Genomic DNA, 18,268 nt, shown 5'->3' on the forward strand with positions numbered 1-18,268 from the left:
CATGGGCCCGTTCCCGCTCAGGCGGGGACGGGCCCTGTCGCCGTCCACCCCGGTGACTGCGGGTGGGCCGTCAGGTCGTGGTGTTCGACCTCTTGGCCGCATTCTCGGCAGGTGATCTGCGGGACCAGTTCGTGTCCGCAGATGTGTTCCAGGACCATCGGGCGGAAGTCGCCCTCCTGGAGATGCCGGTCGCCCCAGGCCATCAGCGTGAGCAGCACCGGCTCCAGCTCCAGGCCGGCCCGGGTGGGCCGGTACTCGTAGCGCGTGGGGCGCTCGCTGTACTCGACCTTCTCCAGGATGCCGGCCTCGACAAGCCGTTTCAGACGGGCGGTCAGTACATCGCGCGGGGCGCCGATGTTGCGTACCAGCTGGTCGAAGCGGGTGGCGCCGAGCGTCACCTCGCGCAGCACCAGCAGGGAGTACTTCTCGCCGACGAGGGCGAGCGTGGCGGCGATCGAGCAGGGTCGGGCGTCCTTCATGAGATCAGTCTAGGGGGTGGGTTGGTTGTTCCAACTCGCCATGTTACTCTCGGGTCACTTGGAGGGTTTGAATTCCAAACTTATGAGTTTGCAATCCAAACTCGATCAATCGTTGAACTGGACCTGCACGGACCTGAGAGGCATCCCATGCGTGACGCTGTGATCGTCGAAGCCGTACGCACCCCCATCGGCAAGGGCAAGCCGAACGGCGCCCTCGCCCATGTCCACCCCGTGGAACTCCTCGCCCACACCCTGCGCACCCTCGTCGAGCGCTCCGGCGTCGACCCGGCGCTCATCGACGACGTCATCGGCGGCACCGTCGACCAGGTCGGCGAGCAGGCCATGAACACCACTCGGTACGCCGTGCTGTCGGCGGGCTTCCCCGACACGGTGCCCGCGACCACGGTGGACCGGCAGTGCGGATCCTCCCAGCAGGCCGTGCACTTCGCGGCGCAGGGCGTCCAGTCAGGCGCGTACGACATCGTCGTGGCCTGCGGTGTGGAGTCGATGAGCCGCGTGCCGATGTGGTCGAACGTGCCCGCGGGCAAGGACCCGTTCGGGCCGGGGGTCGCCGAGCGCTACCCGGAGGGCCTGGTGCCGCAGGGCATCAGCGCCGAGCTCATCGCCGCCAAGTGGGGCATCTCCCGCGAGCGGATGGACGCCTTCGCGGTCGGTTCGCACCAGAAGGCGGCCGCGGCCTGGGACAAGGGCCTGTTCGACGCCGAGGTCGCTCCCCTGGAGGGTGTGACGCGCGACGAGAGCGTCCGTCCCGCCAGTACCACCGAGATACTCGCCGGACTCAAGCCCGCCTACTACGACCCGGCCTTCGGCGAGCGGTTCCCGCAGATCGACTGGTCCGTCACGGCGGGCAACGCGAGCCCCACCAACGACGGCGCGTCGGCCGTGCTCATCATGGCGAGCGAGACGGCGGACCGTCTCGGCCTGCGCCCGATCGCCCGGCTGCACAGTTTCGCCGTCACCGGCTCCGACCCCGTGCTCATGCTGACCGGAGTCATCCCGGCCACGGAGAAGGTGCTCCGCAAGGCGGGCCTCACCATCGACGACATCGACCTCTTCGAGGTGAACGAGGCGTTCTCCAGCGTGGTCCTCGCCTGGCAGCAGGAGACCGGCGCCGACCTCGCCAAGGTCAACGTGCACGGCGGCGCGATCGCCATCGGCCACCCGCTCGGCGCCAGCGGCACCCGGCTGACCACCACACTCGTCCACGCCATGCGCGCCCGAGGCGCCCGCTACGCCCTCCAGACGATGTGCGAGGCGGGCGGACTGGCCAACGCGATGGTGCTCGAAGCGGTTTAGGACGCGAAAGGGTTCAGGACGCGAAGCCGGTCGGGGCCGGCAGCGGTTCAGGACGCGTACGGCCGGCTCAGTGGCCGCGCAGGTGGTGGCGCTTCCGCCAGGCCACCACCGCGCCGATCAGGGCCGGCAGCGCGATGAACCCCATCGCGATCAGGAAGGCGGGCGACGTCGGCGCCGAGGCCCGGGCGCCGGCGACGGCGTACGCGGCCGTGTTCGGGATCGAGCCCAGTGCCGTGGCCAGAAGGAACGGCAGCCAGCCCATGCGGGAGACGGCCGCGCAGTAGTTGGCCGCCCAGAAGGGCACGCCCGGGAACAGGCGGGCCACCATCATCGAGCGGAAGCCGTGCCGGCTGAGCTGCCCGTCCGCGGCCTTCAGCCAGCGGCCGCGGAGCAAGGGCCGCAGCGCGTCCTGCCCGAGGATGCGGCCGAGCCCGAAGGCGACGCCCGCCCCGAGCACCGTGCCCGCGAGCGCGGTGCCGAGGCCCGCCTGGGAGCCGAAGAGGGCGCCCGCCGCCAGGTTGAGGAGCGGCCGGGGCACGAACGCGACCGTGCACAGCCCGTACGCCACCGCGAACACCGCGGCGGCCGCGGCGCCGCCGAGCTCGGGTGGCCAGCCGTCGGAGAGCACTCGCTGCGGATGGAACAGCAGCACGCCGGACGCGGCCGCCGCGAGCAGCACCACGAGCAGCGACAGTCTCGACCAGGGCGAGAGCAGGACTCTGGTGCAGCGGGCGGTCAGGCCCGTGGGCGTGGCGAGGGCGAACTCCGCGACGGCGGCGAGCTCCGTGGCGGTGGCCGGGGGGACGGCCGTGGCGGTGCCCCCAGAGCGGGTGGTGGCATCGAGCATCCGGTGACACTAACCGACCAATGTGTGTGGGCGCCGTATGGTTCGTCTCATGGGCGTCACAGCTTCCGGAACGTCGGATGTTCGGTTCGAGGTGCCGGACAGCACCCTCGCGGACACTCTGCTGGAGCGACTCACCGTCACGTACGCCGCGGCGGCCGATCCGCAGCGGGCCGTGTCGATGCGCGCGTACATGAAGGACATCGCGCCCTTCCTCGGCCTGACGACACCCGAGCGCCGTGCCCTGTCGCGCACCGTCGTGGACGGCACGCCCCGCCCCGACGAAGCCGACTGCACGGCGCTCGCGGTGCGCTGCTGGCAGCTGCCCGAGCGCGAGTACCAGTACTTCGCCGTCGACTATCTGCGCCGCCATGTGAAGCGGCTGACGTCCGGGTTCCTCCCGGTGGCACACCATCTCGTCGCCACGGTCTCCTGGTGGGACACCGTCGACCTGCTCGCCTCCCACGTAGTGGGAGGCCTGGTGGCCGCCGATCCCGCCCTGAAGGCCGACATGGACGCGTGGATCGAGGACGACGACCTGTGGGTGGCCCGCACCGCCCTGCTCCACCAGCTGCGCCACAAGGAGGCGACGGACACCGAACGGCTCTTCGCGTACTGCCTGCGGCAGTCCGGACACCCCGACTTCTTCATCCGCAAGGCGGTCGGCTGGTGCCTGCGCGAGTACGCGAAGACGGACCCCGAGGCCGTACGCGCCTTCGTCACCCAGGAGCGGGGGCGCCTCGCGCCTCTGTCGGTGCGCGAGGCCCTCAAGAACATCGGCCCCTGAAGCACCGGAAGAAACCCCCGCAACGCCCGACTCGGCGGCGCGAAAAACCATTCGACGTGGCCAGACGCGTCGGCGATGATCGCCTCATGTTCCGGTACGCCTTCCTCCTCGCAGCATCCGCAGTCGCGGATGCGCCGAAGGCTGCCGTCCCGATCATCGCGGCCGCTGTCGACGGCGCCCGAAGCTGACCCTTCCCGGATCGTCCGGCGGACCCCGCAGGGGGAGGGTCGGCAAGTCCTTGGGGTCCCCGTCCCGGCCGCTCCGCGCCGGGGCCATCACTCAGTCACAGTTCCGCTGACACTGAAGAGGCTTCGAGGTACAGCCATGCCCAAGACGGCTTACGTGCGCACCAAGCCGCACCTGAACATCGGCACCATGGGTCATGTCGACCACGGCAAGACCACCCTGACCGCCGCCATCACCAAGGTCCTCGCCGAGCGCGGCTCCGGCACGTTCGTCCCGTTCGACCGCATCGACCGCGCCCCGGAGGAGGCCGCCCGCGGCATCACCATCAACATCTCGCACGTCGAGTACGAGACCGACACCCGGCACTACGCGCACGTGGACATGCCGGGCCACGCCGACTACGTGAAGAACATGGTCACGGGCGCGGCCCAGCTCGACGGGGCGATCCTCGTCGTCTCCGCGCTCGACGGGATCATGCCGCAGACCGCCGAGCACGTGCTGCTCGCCCGCCAGGTGGGCGTCGACCACATCGTCGTCGCCCTCAACAAGGCCGACGCGGGCGACGAGGAGCTGGCCGACCTCGTCGAGCTGGAGGTCCGTGAGCTGCTCACCGCGCACGGCTACGGGGGCGACTCCGTACCGGTCGTACGGGTCTCGGGGCTCAAGGCGCTGGAGGGCGACCCCCGTTGGACGGCGGCGATCGACGCGCTGCTGGACGCGGTGGACACGTACGTACCGATGCCGGAGCGGTATCTGGACGCGCCGTTCCTGTTGCCGGTCGAGAACGTGCTCACGATCACCGGCCGCGGGACGGTGGTCACGGGTGCCGTCGAGCGCGGCACGATCCGGGTCGGCGACCGCGTCGAAGTGCTCGGCGCCGACGTCGACACGGTCGTCACCGGCCTGGAGACCTTCGGCAAGCCGATGGACGAGGCGCAGGCCGGGGACAACGTGGCGCTGCTGCTGCGCGGCGTGCCCCGCGACGCGGTGCGGCGCGGGCACATCGTCGCGGCGCCCGGCAGTGTCGTGCCGAGCCGCCGGTTCTCCGCGCAGGTCTATGTCCTGTCGACCCGCGAGGGGGGCCGTTCGACACCGGTCTCCACCGGGTACCGGCCGCAGTTCTACATCCGCACGGCGGACGTGGTCGGCGACGTCGACCTCGGCGAGACGGCGGTCGCCCGCCCCGGCGACACCGTCACGATGACGGTGGAGCTCGGCCGCGACGTGCCACTGGAGGCCGGCCTCGGCTTCGCGATCCGCGAGGGCGGGCGCACGGTCGGCGCGGGGACGGTCACGGCCGTCGGCTGACGGCTTGAGGGGGTGTGGGGGACCGCGGGACGGCTGTGGCCGTTCGCGCGGTCCCCCACACCTGTGCGAGGCGACCGGTGTCCCGCCGTACCCCCACAATGGACAGGTGGACGAGCCGATACCCGTGACACGGGCCGTGGATCACGGGACCGCCAAGCTGATGCCGGACGTCGACCGGAAGCGGGCGTGGCTGCTCACGGTCGACGGGGCACCGCAGTCGTACGTCGACCTGGACGCGCCGACACATCTGGAGTTCGAGTACGCGCGGCGGCTCGGGCATGTGCTGGACACCGTCGCCGAGCCGGGGCGGGCGCTGGACGTGCTGCACCTCGGCGGGGGCGCGCTCACGCTGCCCCGCTATGTCGCCGCGACGCGGCCCGGCTCGCGGCAGGACGTCGTCGAGGCCGACCGCGGGCTGCTCGCCCTCGTCACCGAGCACCTGCCCGTGCCGGACGACGCGGGCATCACGCTGCACGCCGCGGACGCCCGTACTTGGCTGGAAGCGGCCCCCGCGGACTGCGCCGACATCCTGATCGCGGACGTCTTCGGCGGCTCACGCGTCCCGGCGCACCTGACCACCGTGGCGTACGCGGCCGCCGCCGAGCGTGCCCTGCGCGCCGATGGTGTCTACCTGGCCAACCTCGCCGACGCCGCGCCCTTCGCCTTCCTGCGCTCCCAACTCGCCACGTTCTCCGCGGTGTTCGAGGAGCTCGCCGTCATCGCCGAACCGGGCGTGCTGCGCGGTCGGCGCTTCGGCAACGCGGTGCTGCTGGCCTCCCACCGCCCGCTCGACACGGCCGTGCTGGCTCGCCGTACGGCCTCCGACGCCTTCCCCGCACGCGTCGAACACGGCGCCGCGCTGCGGGAGTTCATCGGCGCCGCGCAACCCGTGCACGACGTGGACGCGGTCCCCTCACCCGAGCCCCCCGACGGCTCCTTCACCATCGGCTGACCCGCCCCCGGCACCCGTCGGCCCGCCCTCGGCCTCCGGCAGGGAAGTCCGCCCCGTCACCGGCCTGGTCCGGCGCGTCAGATTCCGTACGTCCGGCACGCACAGCACCGCCGCCGTGACCACGACGACCAGCGTGGCGCAGCCCCACAACGAGGCGGTACGGCCGAATGCCTGCTCCGCCGGGCCCGCCAGGGCGAGCGCCAGCGGCGTCATCGCGATCGAGCCGAACCAGTCGTACGCCGAGACGCGCGAGAGCATGTCCTCGGGGATCTCCTGGTGCAGCGCGGTCATCCAGGCAACGCCGAACACCTGGATCGTCAGGCCGCTGACGAACATCACGGCGTACAGCGCGCCGACCGGTACGGGCACCGCGAGGGCTGCGCTCGGCAGGGCGAGCGGGAAGACGCAGAGCGTGCCGGCGAGGAGCATGCGGTGGGGCTTCCAGCGCATCATCAGCAGGGCGCCGCCGACGGTTCCGAGGCCGAACGCGCCGAGGGCCAGACCCCATGGGCCCGGCCCGCCGAGGCTCTCCCGGGCGACCAAGGGGCCGTAGACGGATTCGGCGGCGCCGACGACCGCCACCACGACGGCGAACTGGGCGACGATCGACCACAGCCACGCCCGCCCGACGAACTCCTGCCAGCCGTCACGGAGATCGGCGAGCAGACCGCCGCCAGGTTTGCGCGGCGGTATGTGGCTGACGTCGAGGAAGGAGCGCAGCGCCGCGGCGACGGCGAACATGGCCGCGTCGACGGCGAGCACCCAGCCGGGGCCGATCGCGGCCACCAGCGCGCCGCCGAGGGCCGCGCCGCCCAGGCCCGCGCCCTGCGTCGCCATCCGGAACAGCGCGAAGGCGCGGCTCACCTGCTCGCCTTCGACGGAGGACATCAGCATGCCCTCGGCCGCCGGGTTGAAGAACGCCTGGCCGGTGCCGCCGAGCGCGCTCAGCAGCATCATCTGCCACAGCTGCGCCTCCCCGGTGATGACGAGGGTCGCGAAGGCGGCCTGCGAGAGGCAGTTGAGGGTGTTGGCCGCGACCATCACCCGATGGCGCGGCAGGCGGTCCGCGACGGCGCCGCCGATCAGCAGGAAGAGCACCAGGGGCAGCGTCCGCGCCGCCGCCACCAGTCCGACGTCCCCTCCGTCGCCGCCCGAGTCGAGCACGGCGAACGCCGAGGCGATCAGCGCGCCCTGGCTGCCCAGGTTCGTGGCGATCGCGGCGGCGGTCAGCAGGGTGTAGTTGCGGCCCGCCCAGGAGGGGCGGCGCGAACGTCGGGAGGAGGCGGCGGCTGGGGTCACCGGGTGACTATCGCCGCCGACCGCCCGACTTGCCAAACGATTTGGACGGGATCAGGAACGGGCCGTCCGGATCGGCCGTGCGCTGCTCAGGACTCCTCGCCGTCCCCGTGCAGCCGCACCGTGCTGAGGATCTTCTGGATCGTGGCGTCCGGCACTTCCTCGCTCACACCCTTGGCCCCGTAGAACGTCCAGGACACGAAGTCGCCGTCGCCGTTCTTGAAGGCGAACGTGGTCGCCTTGCCGTCGGTGTCGCACTTGCCCTCCTTGGGGACACCGGACGAGTACGTGGTCACCACGCTGCCCTCGACGCCCGAAGCCGTCTTGTACGCCTTGGGCTTGCCGATGGTGAGCAGCTTCTTCGAGGCGTTCTTCTGGTCCGTGTACCCGCCGAAGACCCACCACGCCGAGTCGTTGCGCGCGATGTCGTTGGTGTTCTTCGCGCCGCTCTGCCCCTTGGTGCCCGCGGCGGCCAGCGCCGAGCTCTCCTTGTGGCCGTCCTTGTCCTCGTCGGACGTGCAGTAGTCCTCCTTGAGGAAGGCGGGCGCGGACATGCCGATGATCGTGGAGGTGTCGTCCTTGTTCTTGTCGTCGAAGCCGATGAAGGTGCCGGACGACAGCACCTCCCAGTCCGCCGGAACGTCGAAGGCCGTGCCCCACTTGGGATTGATCACGACCTTCCAGCCGGCGATCGTCGGCTTGTCCGCGTCGTCTTCGCCGCCTCGCGGGTTGTCGTCACCGCTGGAGCTGGGGCTCGCGGACGTGGAGACCGACGGCTTGGCGGACTTGGACGGGTCGCCGCCCGCCTCCTTGTCCTTGTCGCCGCCCAGGACGAGATAGCCGGTGACGCCGGCCGCGATCACGACGGCCGAGGCCGCCACGATCGCGGTGATCTTCGTCTTGTTGCCGCCTCCACCGCCGTTGCCGCCGCCGGACGCCTGGGGCACCCCGAGGGGCTCCGCCGGAGCCCCCCATTGCGGCTGCTGCCCGTACGCGTTGGGCTGCTGATAGCCCGTCTGCTGGTATCCGGGCTGCTGGTACGGATTCGGCTGCTGGTACCCCGGCTGCTGGTACGGGTTCTGGTCCTGCGGGTTCTGCTCGCCCCCGGGCGGCTGCTGTCCTGGCCACATGGGCAGTAAGACTAGTGCCGCGTGTGACACGTTTCGGTCACTGGTCTTCGTCAGCCATGTACCGGTCAGGAGTCCGACGGAGCGTCATACAGACGTATGGTGCTCAGGATCTTCCGCACAGTCGTGTCCGGTACCTCCTCGGATACACCCTTGGCGCCGAAGAACGACCACGACGCGATGTCGCCCGAGGAGTCCTTGAAGGCGAAGGTGGTGGCCTTCCCGTCGCTGTCACACTTTTGCGTTTTCTTCACACCGGACGACGACGCCGTGGCCAAAGCGCCCTTGATGCCGGACTTCGTCGTGTACGACGTCACAGGGCCGGACTTGACCAGCTTCTTGTCGGGCTGGGTGTACCCGCCGTAGACCCATGTCCGTGCGTCCGTGCCCGCGGCGTCCTCGGGGCTCTTCGCGCTGTCGTTGCCCCGGGTGCCGGCGGCGGCGAGGCTCATGTACTCCTTGTTGCCGTCCTTGTCGTCATCGGAGCCGCACCACTCCTCCTTGAGGATCGCGGGGGCCGCCATGCCGATGAGGGGCGTCTCGTTGGGGTCGTCGTCCTCCGCGAAGTACGTGACCCAGCTGGTCGACTTCAGAGCCCACTCCGCCGGTACGTCGAACGCGATGCCGCGCGCGGGGTTCAGAACGGTCTTCCATCCGGCGACGGTCGGCTTCTGGTCGCCGCCCGTTCCGCGCGGGTTGTCGCTCGGACTCGCCTGCTGGGAGGCGGACTTGGTCGGCCCGGGATCGGCCCCGTCGTCCTTGCCGCCACCGAGTACCGCGTAACCGGTGACGCCCGCGGTGACCAGGACGGCCGCGGCCGCGGCGATCGCGACGATCTTCGTCCGGCGTCCGCGGTCGCTGGACGGCGGCACCGGAGCGCCCGCCGTGACGGTCGGCGCGTTCCACGGTGCGGGCGCCTGTTGTTGGGCGTATGGATTCTGCTGCTGGTATCCCGGCTGCTGGTAGGGATTCGGCTGACCGCCGAGTCCGGAGTTCTGCGGATGCTGCGGGTTCTGCTCGCCCCCGGGCGGCTGCTCTCCTGGCCACATGAGGCGCAACGATACGACGATCACAGCGCGACGCTGGTCAAAGTTTGCTACTCGTGGGTAACATTCGGCGCATGAGCGCAGACCAGATGTCGATCGGCGAGATGCTCGCCGCCACGGTGCCGATGGCCCGGACGCTGAACCTCGAGTTCGTGGAGACCAGCCCGGAGAAGGCCGTGGTGGCACTGCCGGACCAGGGTGACTTCCACAACCATGTCGGCGGCCCGCACGCCGGAGCGATGTTCACGCTGGGGGAGTCGGCCAGCGGCGCGATCGTCCTCGCCGCGTTCGGCGACCAGCTTTCGCGTGCCGTGCCGCTCGCCGTCAGCGCCGAGATCGCCTACAAGAAGCTCGCGATGGGCCCCGTCACGGCCACCGCGACGCTCGGCCGCCCCGCCGCCGAGGTCGTCGCCGAACTCGACGCCGGTGAGCGTCCCGAGTTCCCCGTCGCCATCGCCATCCAGCGCGCGGACGGCGCCGTGACCGGCGAGATGACTGTCGTCTGGACGCTCCGCCCGAACGGCTGAGTCAGCCGGTGCGCGGCTGAGGTCGCCCCATGGACAGGGGTGACCTCAGCCGCGTATACCTGTCTTTTTGCATTCCTTCGTGTTCCTTTGTGCGGCCGGCTCGGACCGGCCGCACCTGCGCGTCCACGGCTGAGGACCGCCGCCTTCGCCGTCCCGCCGTTCACTCCGCGCCTTCGGGTCTTGTCGTCCCTTCACCGTTTTCTGTTCACTTCATTGACACGAGTCACCAGCGGTCATAGTTTTCGCGCCGTACCCGTGGTGCCTGACGGGCTGTCAAGTCGGCTCTGTCGCATAGTGCGTTCAAGGGCCGAACGCGGCTGCCGTTGGCACGTGTACATGCGGTCCCACAACGATGTGCCCGCGCACCGAAGGAGTGACGGCTCATGTCCGACACTGTGTCCCGGCGATCGGCCCTGCGTCTGCTGGGCGGCGCGATCGCGGTCGCCACGGCGGCCACCTCCGGCCTCACACTGCCCGCGCACGCGGCAGCCCTCGACAGACAGGACCCCTCGGCGGGTCCGCTCGTAGAGGGTTTGGCAGGCAAACTCACCCTCGACGAGAAGATCTCCCTTCTGCACGGCGCCACCGACCCCGACTCGCTCGGTCAGGCCGGATACGTGCCCGGCGTGCCCCGCCTCGGCATCCCCCCGCTCCGCCTCGCCGACGGACCCGCCGGCGTCCGGGTCACCCGGCACGCCACCGCCCTGCCCGCCCCCGTCCTGCTCGCCTCCGCCTTCGACCCGGGCCTCGCCCGGCGCTACGGCCAGGTCATCGGCCGCGAGGGGCGTGCCCTGGGGCAGGACGTCCTCCTCTCCCCGATGGTCAACCTCATCCGCACCCCCTACGGCGGCCGCAACTTCGAGACGTTCAGCGAGGACCCGCTGCTCGCCTCCGACCTGGTCGCCGCCGAGATCAAGGGCATCCAGGGCGAGGGCCTGATCGCCACCGTCAAGCACTTCGCCATGAACAACCAGGAGAAGGACCGCATGTCCATCGACGTGCGGGTCGACGAGCGCACGATGCACGAGGTCGAGCTGCGCGGTTTCGCCGCGGCCGTCGCCGCCCGCACCGGCGCGGTCATGGGCGCGTACAACAAGGTCAACGGCACCTTCGCCTGCGAGAACAAGACGCTGCTCAGCGACATCCTCCGTGCGCAGTGGGGCTTCGAGGGCTGGGTGATGACCGACTGGTTCGCCGCCCACAGCACCGTCGCCGCGATCACCGCCGGACTCGACATGGAGATGCCGGGCGGCACCTACTTCGACGCCGCACTGAAGAAGGCCGTCCAGGACGGCAGCGTTCCCGAGAAGTACGTCGACCGCGCCGTCCGCCGCATCCTCGCCGTGATGCACCGCTTCGGACTCCTCGACGGCAAGGTCCCGCCCCGCCCGGGGCGCGACCCGAAGGCGGGCGCCGCCGTCGCCCTGGAGATCGCCAAGGCGGGCGCCACCCTGCTGCGCAACGAACACCACGCGCTGCCCCTGACCGGAGCCGGGGCCCGCAGCATCGCCGTCGTCGGCCCGACCGGCTCGCTCCCGTTCGTCAGCGGCGGCGGCAGCGCCCACGTCGTGCCGGACCACGCCGGCAGCCCCCTCGACGCCATCAAGTCCCGTGCGGGGCAAGGCGCGCATGTGTCGTACGCCCTCGGCGAGGACCTCTTCGGCAAGGCCATCCCCGCAGGCGCGCTGAGCCCCGCCTTCACCACCGAGGGCCAGGGCGTCGGCGCCGGAAAGACCTGGACGTACGACGGCACGCTCACGGCCGAGGACGCCGACGAGTGGACCTTCGTCATCCACTACTCGGGCGAGCGCCCCAAGGTGCTCCTGGACGGCGAGGACCTCTTCCCCGTGCTGCCCGGATACGGCGAGTACTTCTCGGGCGGACTCGTCTCCGCCGCACCCGACGGTCTGGCAGTGCGCCGCAAGGCGCTCGACCTCGCCAAGGGCGCGCACAAGCTGCAGATCACCGCCAAGGGCGGCGACGGCGGACAGCTCTTCCGGCTGCGTCGCATCACCGGCGCGACCCGCGCGCAGGACGTCGCCGAGGCGGTGCAGGCGGCGCGCGCCGCACACAGCGTCGTCCTGTTCGCCTACGAGGACGCGACCGAGGGCCTCGACCGCACCACGATCGCTCTCCCGGGCCACCAGACGCGGCTCATCGAGGCGGTGACGGCCGCGAACCCCCGTACGACCGTCGTCCTCAACACCTCGTCCTCGACCTCCATGCCCTGGCTGAAGCGCACCGCCGCCGTGCTCCAGATGTACTACCCGGGCCAGGAGGGCGCGGCCGCCACCGCCGCCGTGCTGTTCGGCGACTGCGACCCCGGCGGACGCCTCACCCAGTCCTTCGCGGCCGACGACGATCACCACCAGGTCGCGGGCGATCCCCGCCGCTACCCCGGCGTCGACGGCACCGAGGAGTACTCGGAGGGCATCCACGCCGGATACCGCTGGTACGACGCCGAAGGTGTGCGCCCGCTGTTCCCCTTCGGGCACGGACTCTCGTACACCTCCTTCGCCTACGACGATCTGCGCGTGCATCGCCACAAGCACGGTCTCGACGTGTCCTTCACCGTCCGCAACACCGGGCGGCGCGACGGCATCGACGTGGCCCAGGTCTACGTCGGCCCGTCGCCGGACCTCCGACTCGACCAGGCGGTACGGGTGTTGGGCGGCTACCGGAGACTCTTCCTCCGAGCGGGGGAGCGGCGCCGGATCACCGTGCGCGTCGAGAACAGCACCCTCTCGTCCTGGGACGTCAAGCGGCACGGCTGGGTGCTCGGCACCGGGCGGCGCACCGTGTGGGTCGGCGCCTCGTCGCGCGATCTGCGACTGCGGACGAACACGGAGGTGTTCGCGTGATACGCCGACTCGCCATCGGGCTCACCGCCCTTGCCACCGTCCTCGCCGCCCCCGTCCCCGCCCAGGCCGGGCGCCACTCCGACCCCGTCGTGCGCACCGGCGCGGGGCTGGTGCGCGGCGAAACCACCACCGAGGGGCGCCAGTTCCTCGGCATCCCGTACGCGCAGCCGCCCGTCGGGAACCTGCGCTGGAAGAACCCCCGTCCCGTCGAACCGTGGCAGGGAGTGCGCACCGCACAGGACTTCGGCAACCGCTGCGTACAGACGTCGAGTTGGGACCCCGGCTACGAGCAGCCCAGCCACACCGAGGACTGCCTCGACCTCAACGTGTACGTCCCCGAAGGCTCCGCGCACCGGCCGGTCATGGTCTGGCTGCACGGCGGCGGGCTCGTCGCGGGCGCGGGCGAGGACGTCGTGCCCGACACCTTCGCCCGGCAGACCGGAACGGTTGTCGTGACCGTCAACTACCGCCTCGGAGCGATGGGTTTCCTCGCCACCGGCGGACTCGACGGCGAGGCCCGCGACGGCGTCTCCGGCAACTTCGGCATGCTCGACCAGCAGACCGCGCTGCGCTGGGTGCGCGCCAACATCGGCCGTTTCGGCGGCGATCCGGGCCGCGTCACCATCGCGGGCGAGTCCGCGGGCGGCCGCTCTGTCTGCACCCAGATGGCCTCGCCGACCTCGAAGGGCCTGTACCGCGCGGGAATCATCGAGAGCGGCGCGTACGGCGACTGTGCCGCACGCGAGCACACGCAGGCGGTCGCCGCCGGTGCGACCTTCGCGCAGAAGGCGGGCTGCCCGGACCCGAAGACCGCCCTGGCCTGTCTGCGCGGCAAGTCGTCCGCGGAGATCCTCGCGGCCCAGTCCGACTTCGACTGGGGGCCCGTCGTCGGCGGCGCCTTCCTGCCCCGGCAACCGTCCGAGGCGTACGCCGCAGGGGCCGCAGCCCACGTCCCTGTACTGAACGGAGCGAACGAGGACGAGGGGCGGCTGTTCGCGTTCGGCACGTTCGACGCGGGGGGCACACCGCTCCCGGCCGACCGGTACCCGTCGGTCGTCAAGGCCGTCTTCGGCGCGGACCTCGGCGAGCAGGTGCTGCGCCGCTACCCGCTGTCGGACCACCCCTCACCGACCATCGCGTACGGCACGGCTTTCGGCGACTACCTGATGGCGTGCACGGCACTGCGGCTCGACGACGTGCTCGCCGACCGCGGCCCGGTCTACTCGTACGAGTTCGCCGACCGCACCTCGCCGCCCTTCGCCTCGCTGCGCAATCTGCACACCGACTTCGACTTCGGTGCGACCCATGTCGACGAGGTGCAGTACCTCTTCAAGCACTTCGGGCTCGTCACCCCGCTGAACGCGGAGCAGAAGGCGCTGTCGCGGCAGATGGTGCAGTACTGGGGCAGCTTCATCCGTGGCGGCGCCCCGCGCGCCGACGGCCAGCCCGCGATGCCGGACCGGCCCGGCCAGGTCCTCTCCCTGAAGACCGCGTCCGCCGGTGGGAACACCGTCAGCACCTCTGTCCACCGTGCGCACCAGTGCGACCTCTGGGACTCCGCCCCGCGGGGCTGAGCAGGTAGGCTGCCCGGCGTGCGCTCAGGGGGGAGCGCACGCCGGGCGATCATGTTCCGCGTGTCGGCGCACAGCGCGTGCACGGACCGCGCCCGGATCATGCACAGCTCAACGGGAGGAAGCGGCCTTGCACGTCCAGGAATGGCTCGAGACGGTGCCGGCGGTCAGCATCTACGCGCTGGTGGCCCTGGTCATCGGCCTGGAAAGCCTGGGCATCCCGTTGCCCGGGGAGATCGTCCTGGTCTCGGCGGCGCTGCTCTCCTCGCAGCACTCCGGCATCAACCCGGTGATCCTCGGCGCGTGCGCCAGCCTCGGCGCCATCGTCGGCGACTCGATCGGATACGCCATCGGCCGCAAGGGCGGACGGCCGCTGCTGGCCTGGCTCGGCGGCAAATTCCCCAAGCACTTCAGTGCGGGGCACATCGCGACCGCCGAGCGCTCCTTCCAGAAGTGGGGCATGTGGGCCGTCTTCTTCGGCCGCTTCATCGCGCTGCTGCGGATCTTCGCGGGCCCGCTCGCCGGTGTGCTGCGGATGCCGTACTGGAAGTTCCTGATCGCCAACGTCCTCGGCGGGATCATCTGGGCGGGCGGCACCACCGCGGTCATCTACTACGTCGGCGTGGTCGCCGAGTCCTGGCTGAAGCGCTTCTCGTGGCTGGGCCTGGTCGTGGCGCTGCTCATCGGGCTCGCCTCGATGCTGATCGTGAAGCGCAAGGCCAAGCAGGTGACGGCCGAGCCCGAAACGGCGGAGCCGCAGCCCGTCGCCGCGCCCGCGGGCGACTGAGCCGACGGGCCGTACCCGCAGCCTCCGGCCTGCCGGAACGTCCCGCTCTCGATGGTCCGCTCTCCACGGTCTGTGATGTGGAAGACCCCGAACCCGCCCTCACCGCTTCGGATCTGCACGTGGTGATGTGCTGTGCGATGTGCACCTTTACCTGTACACCGTGCTGAGCTGCACTGTTGATGGGGAGTCGAACCCCAGCGTTGCTCTCCACGCGCCAGGAGTGGGCCGGATAACCGCCGTCCCTCGGTGTGTGCACGCCTCCGAAGCAGCTACCTGCTCCACATCGTCCTGGTCCGCCGGACCGGTCAGTCCAGCAGGTCGACCTCCCAGTTCGTCCGCTGGATCCGCACGTCGACCTCACGGATCTCCCTGGCGAGCACATCGGCCTGGGCGCGCAGTTCCGCGACGGGAAGCGCGGAGAGCACCACCAGCTCGGAGCGGAGCTGGCGGCCGTATCCACGATCGCCGGTGCCCGCTGCCGCGTCCGCCGCCGCGGTGACCACCGAGTGACGCAACCTCAGGACGTCCCGGCGCGCCAGCGCGTCGGTGAGCGTGCCGTCCGGGCCCATCTCCACCGTGGCGTTGGTCCGGTTGATCCGCCGGATCAGCGTTTCGAGGGCGTCCAGCACCTCACCGGCCTCGGCCAACAACTGCGCCGCGTCCTCCGAGGGTGTCTCTCCCTCCTGGTGTCGCGCGTTGCCGACGACGCGCGCCCGCAGCTGCTCCACACGCCGTGTGGCCTCCGCACGTTCCGCCAGTGCCTCGGCAAGCTTCACTGCCTCCACCTCCCGTCGCTCTTGAGCTCGCACGAGTATAGGAGCGCAAACCGGATCATCCGCACCTGGATTTCGATCAGCCGGAGGCGTTGCGCCAGACGAAGACCTCGGTGCTCGGCGGGCGTTCGGAGAACTTGTCCGAGGGGGAGACCTCCCGCAGCAGCCGACGCAGATCCGCCTCGAAGTCGTCGCGGCGCGCGCCGAACAGATGCGGAGCCGAGAACGACATCGAGAACACCCCCGCGACGACGTCGTCGTCCGTGCGTTCCAGCGCCTGCCCGGCGGGAACGACATGGCGCTCGGGGCCGGCGAAGCCCGCCCGGGCGAACACCTCCGCCTCACCGCCCGGTGTGCCCTGCGGCAGCACCCCCTGACCGGCTCGGCGGACCGGTCCCAGATACTGCCCGACCAGCGCCTCCACGGCCGCATAGGGCACCGCCGGATGCGGAAGCCCGTCGACGGTCAGGGTCTCCGTCTTCAGGTCGGAGATGTGCACGAGAGCCCCGCCGGGCCGGAGCATGCCCCTGACGGTCGTCGCCACCAGATCGCGATCCATCCAGTGGAAGGACTGGGCGAAGGTCGCGACGGTGAACGTCCCGAGACCCGCGGGCAGATCCTCGGCCCGGGCCCGCACCCACCGCGTCTTCCCGGCCACTCCGCGCTCGGCGGCCGCGCGAGCGGCTTCGGCGATCATCCCGCTGTCCGGATCCACGCCGACGATCTCGCCGAAGAGGTGCGCCAGGCTCAGGGCAACGGTGCCCGGCCCGCAACCGACATCAATGAGGCGTGCTCGCCCGTCGAGGTTCAGAACCTCGGCGAGCACGTCCGCGAGCCCGGGCGCGTAAGGCAGCCTCCCGCGCTCGTAGTAGGCCGCCGTGCCCGAGAACAACGTCTCGTCCCACTCCCAGCCGGCAGCCGTGTCCGTCCCGTCCGCCGCCACCGCTACTGCTCCGCGTGCGCCGCGCGGTGAGCCTTCGCCAGCTCGGCGTACATCGTGCCGTTCAGCGAGATTCCCTCGCGCTCCTCGTCCGTCAGCTGCCGCTTCACCTTGGCGGGTACGCCCGCGACGAGCGAGCCCGGCGGCACCTGCATGCCCTGCGGCACCAGCGCCTGCGCGGCCACCAGGGAACCGGCGCCGATCACCGCGCCGTTGAGCACCGTAGCGCCCATGCCGATCAGGCAGTCGTCCTCGACGGTGGCGCCGTGCACCACGGCGTTGTGCCCGACGGAGACGCGCTCGCCGATCGAGATGGGGAAGCCCGGGTCGACGTGCAGCGTGCAGTTGTCCTGGATGTTGCTGTCGGCGCCGACGACGATCGGACCGCAGTCGGCGCGCAGCACCGCGCCGTACCAGACGCTCGCGCCCGCGTGCAGCGTCACCTCGCCGATCACCACGGACGTCGGGGCGGCGAACGCCTCCTGATCCACCTTCGGATCCTTGCCGCCGATGCCCGTGATCAGCGCCTTGTGCGTCATTGCCGTCTCCTCGTCGTGGGTTCAACGGCACGGTATTGCATGGGCCCCGGCCGTGGTGGGGCGAAGATCACAGGGGCCCGCTCTCATCGGCGCACGTCACGCTGAGTACCGTGAGCGGGTGCCCAAGAGCAGGAACACGTTCTCATCATGGCGGCGGCGTCTCACGCAGCGCGCCGTCCACGCGGGCTGGGCCTGGGTGCAGCGCACGGGTGCGGTCACGGCCGAGCATCCGGGGCGCCTGCGCTTCGGCGCGATGGGAACAGGCACCCGGCTCGCGTTCCCGCTGGGCACCGTCTTCGGGGAACCGTGGATCCACCTCGGCGCCCACTGCATCGTCGCCGAACAGGTCACCCTGACGGCCGGGCTGATGCCCGACCTCGATCTCGGCCCCGAGCCGATCCTGCGCATCGGCGACGGCGTCGTGCTCGGCCGCGGCAGCCATGTCATCGCCGACACCTCGGTCACCATCGGCAGCGACTGCTACTTCGGCCCGTACGTCTACGTGACGTCCACGAACCACTCGTACGACGATCCGCACGTGCCCATCGGGAAGCAGTGGCCGCGGATGGAGCCGGTGGAGATCGGCCCCGGCTGCTGGATCGGGACCGGGGCGGTGATCCTGCCGGGGGCGCGGATCGGCCGGAACGTGGTGGTGGCCGCCGGGGCGGTGGTCCGAGGCGTCGTTCCCGACCACTCGGTCGTCGCCGGTGCGCCCGCCCGGGTCGTCCGGCACTGGGACGCGACGACCGGCTGGCAGCCGCCGCTGCGGACACCGGCACCGGTGCCGATCCCGGACGGGGTCACGCCGGAGCAGTTGCTGGCGCTGTCGGAGCTGGACGAGGAGACCGCCGCCCGGCTCGCGGAGCTGGACGAGGAAGCCGCCGCCCGGCTCGCCGAGCTGGACGCCGAGTCCTGACCTGACCGGTGG

Annotated in this window: 17 protein-coding genes; 9 read left to right on the forward strand and 8 right to left on the reverse strand. The window is 71.0% G+C overall.

Annotated elements, in window-relative coordinates; all coding sequences use genetic code 11:
• Positions 1–17: 17 nt before the first annotated feature.
• A complete protein-coding gene (locus tag AB5J56_RS37950; protein ID WP_369239789.1) occupies positions 18–479 on the reverse strand; it encodes a winged helix-turn-helix transcriptional regulator in 462 nt (153 codons plus the stop codon).
• Between the two features lie 147 nt (positions 480–626).
• Here AB5J56_RS37950 and AB5J56_RS37955 point away from each other — a divergent pair, with 147 nt between their 5' ends.
• Positions 627–1,796 (forward strand): acetyl-CoA C-acyltransferase, encoded by a 1,170-nt coding sequence (locus AB5J56_RS37955; RefSeq protein WP_369239791.1) that lies wholly within the window; start codon positions 627–629, stop codon positions 1,794–1,796.
• 67 nt (positions 1,797–1,863) lie between these two features.
• On the opposite strand, the gene AB5J56_RS37960 is transcribed toward AB5J56_RS37955, so the two are convergent.
• The gene (locus AB5J56_RS37960) at positions 1,864–2,643 is read right to left on the reverse strand and encodes a TVP38/TMEM64 family protein (RefSeq protein WP_369239793.1); all 780 of its coding nucleotides are present in this window, start codon (positions 2,641–2,643) and stop codon (positions 1,864–1,866) included.
• A 49-nt stretch (positions 2,644–2,692) separates the two neighbouring features.
• Here AB5J56_RS37960 and AB5J56_RS37965 point away from each other — a divergent pair, with 49 nt between their 5' ends.
• The 3 genes from AB5J56_RS37965 to AB5J56_RS37975 all read left to right on the forward strand — a co-directional run bounded on the left by AB5J56_RS37965 (position 2,693) and on the right by AB5J56_RS37975 (position 5,873).
• A complete protein-coding gene (locus AB5J56_RS37965; RefSeq protein WP_369239795.1) occupies positions 2,693–3,427 on the forward strand; it encodes a DNA alkylation repair protein in 735 nt (244 codons plus the stop codon).
• A gap of 324 nt (positions 3,428–3,751) precedes the next feature.
• Positions 3,752–4,921, forward strand: a complete 1,170-nt coding sequence (gene tuf, locus AB5J56_RS37970; RefSeq protein ID WP_369239797.1) for an elongation factor Tu — start codon at positions 3,752–3,754, stop codon at positions 4,919–4,921.
• Between the two features lie 106 nt (positions 4,922–5,027).
• The gene (locus AB5J56_RS37975) at positions 5,028–5,873 is read left to right on the forward strand and encodes a spermidine synthase (RefSeq protein ID WP_369239799.1); all 846 of its coding nucleotides are present in this window, start codon (positions 5,028–5,030) and stop codon (positions 5,871–5,873) included.
• Here the strand turns inward: AB5J56_RS37975 and AB5J56_RS37980 are convergent.
• The 3 genes from AB5J56_RS37980 to AB5J56_RS37990 form a co-directional block, all read right to left on the reverse strand.
• Positions 5,835–7,172, reverse strand: a complete 1,338-nt coding sequence (locus AB5J56_RS37980) for an MFS transporter (RefSeq protein WP_369239801.1) — start codon at positions 7,170–7,172, stop codon at positions 5,835–5,837. The genes AB5J56_RS37975 and AB5J56_RS37980 overlap by 39 nt on opposite strands.
• An 86-nt stretch (positions 7,173–7,258) precedes the next feature.
• Complete coding sequence (locus tag AB5J56_RS37985) at positions 7,259–8,299, reverse strand: hypothetical protein (RefSeq protein ID WP_369239803.1); 1,041 nt, start codon at positions 8,297–8,299, stop codon at positions 7,259–7,261.
• A gap of 65 nt (positions 8,300–8,364) precedes the next feature.
• Positions 8,365–9,345, reverse strand: a complete 981-nt coding sequence (locus tag AB5J56_RS37990) for a hypothetical protein (protein ID WP_369239805.1) — start codon at positions 9,343–9,345, stop codon at positions 8,365–8,367.
• 86 nt (positions 9,346–9,431) lie between these two features.
• On the opposite strand from AB5J56_RS37990, the gene AB5J56_RS37995 reads away from it, so the two are divergent.
• From AB5J56_RS37995 to AB5J56_RS38010, 4 genes are all read left to right on the forward strand, one after another.
• Positions 9,432–9,869 (forward strand): DUF4442 domain-containing protein, encoded by a 438-nt coding sequence (locus AB5J56_RS37995; protein WP_369243038.1) that lies wholly within the window; start codon positions 9,432–9,434, stop codon positions 9,867–9,869.
• A 383-nt stretch (positions 9,870–10,252) separates the two neighbouring features.
• Positions 10,253–12,730 carry a beta-glucosidase gene (locus AB5J56_RS38000; RefSeq protein ID WP_369239807.1) on the forward strand — a complete coding sequence of 826 codons (2,478 nt, stop codon included), beginning with the start codon at positions 10,253–10,255 and terminating at the stop codon, positions 12,728–12,730.
• Positions 12,727–14,304 carry a carboxylesterase/lipase family protein gene (locus tag AB5J56_RS38005; protein WP_369239809.1) on the forward strand — a complete coding sequence of 526 codons (1,578 nt, stop codon included), beginning with the start codon at positions 12,727–12,729 and terminating at the stop codon, positions 14,302–14,304. Before AB5J56_RS38000 ends, AB5J56_RS38005 begins: the two co-directional genes overlap by 4 nt.
• A 127-nt stretch (positions 14,305–14,431) precedes the next feature.
• On the forward strand, positions 14,432–15,088 hold the full coding sequence (locus AB5J56_RS38010) for a DedA family protein (RefSeq protein WP_369239811.1): 657 nt from the start codon (positions 14,432–14,434) through the stop codon (positions 15,086–15,088).
• Positions 15,089–15,393: 305 nt separating this feature from the next.
• On the opposite strand, the gene AB5J56_RS38015 is transcribed toward AB5J56_RS38010, so the two are convergent.
• The 3 genes from AB5J56_RS38015 to AB5J56_RS38025 form a co-directional block, all read right to left on the reverse strand.
• A complete protein-coding gene (locus tag AB5J56_RS38015; protein WP_369239813.1) occupies positions 15,394–15,864 on the reverse strand; it encodes a DIP1984 family protein in 471 nt (156 codons plus the stop codon).
• 76 nt (positions 15,865–15,940) lie between these two features.
• Positions 15,941–16,804: a class I SAM-dependent methyltransferase gene (locus AB5J56_RS38020; RefSeq protein WP_369239815.1), complete on the reverse strand. Its 864-nt coding sequence runs from the start codon at positions 16,802–16,804 to the stop codon at positions 15,941–15,943.
• A gap of 2 nt (positions 16,805–16,806) precedes the next feature.
• Positions 16,807–17,340: a gamma carbonic anhydrase family protein gene (locus AB5J56_RS38025; protein WP_369239817.1), complete on the reverse strand. Its 534-nt coding sequence runs from the start codon at positions 17,338–17,340 to the stop codon at positions 16,807–16,809.
• Positions 17,341–17,458: 118 nt separating this feature from the next.
• Between AB5J56_RS38025 and AB5J56_RS38030 the strand changes: the two genes are divergently transcribed.
• The gene (locus AB5J56_RS38030) at positions 17,459–18,256 is read left to right on the forward strand and encodes an acyltransferase (protein WP_369239819.1); all 798 of its coding nucleotides are present in this window, start codon (positions 17,459–17,461) and stop codon (positions 18,254–18,256) included.
• Positions 18,257–18,268: the final 12 nt, after the last annotated feature.

It is taken from the genome of Streptomyces sp. R21, from assembly GCF_041051975.1.
In the GTDB taxonomy this organism is placed as follows: domain Bacteria; phylum Actinomycetota; class Actinomycetes; order Streptomycetales; family Streptomycetaceae; genus Streptomyces.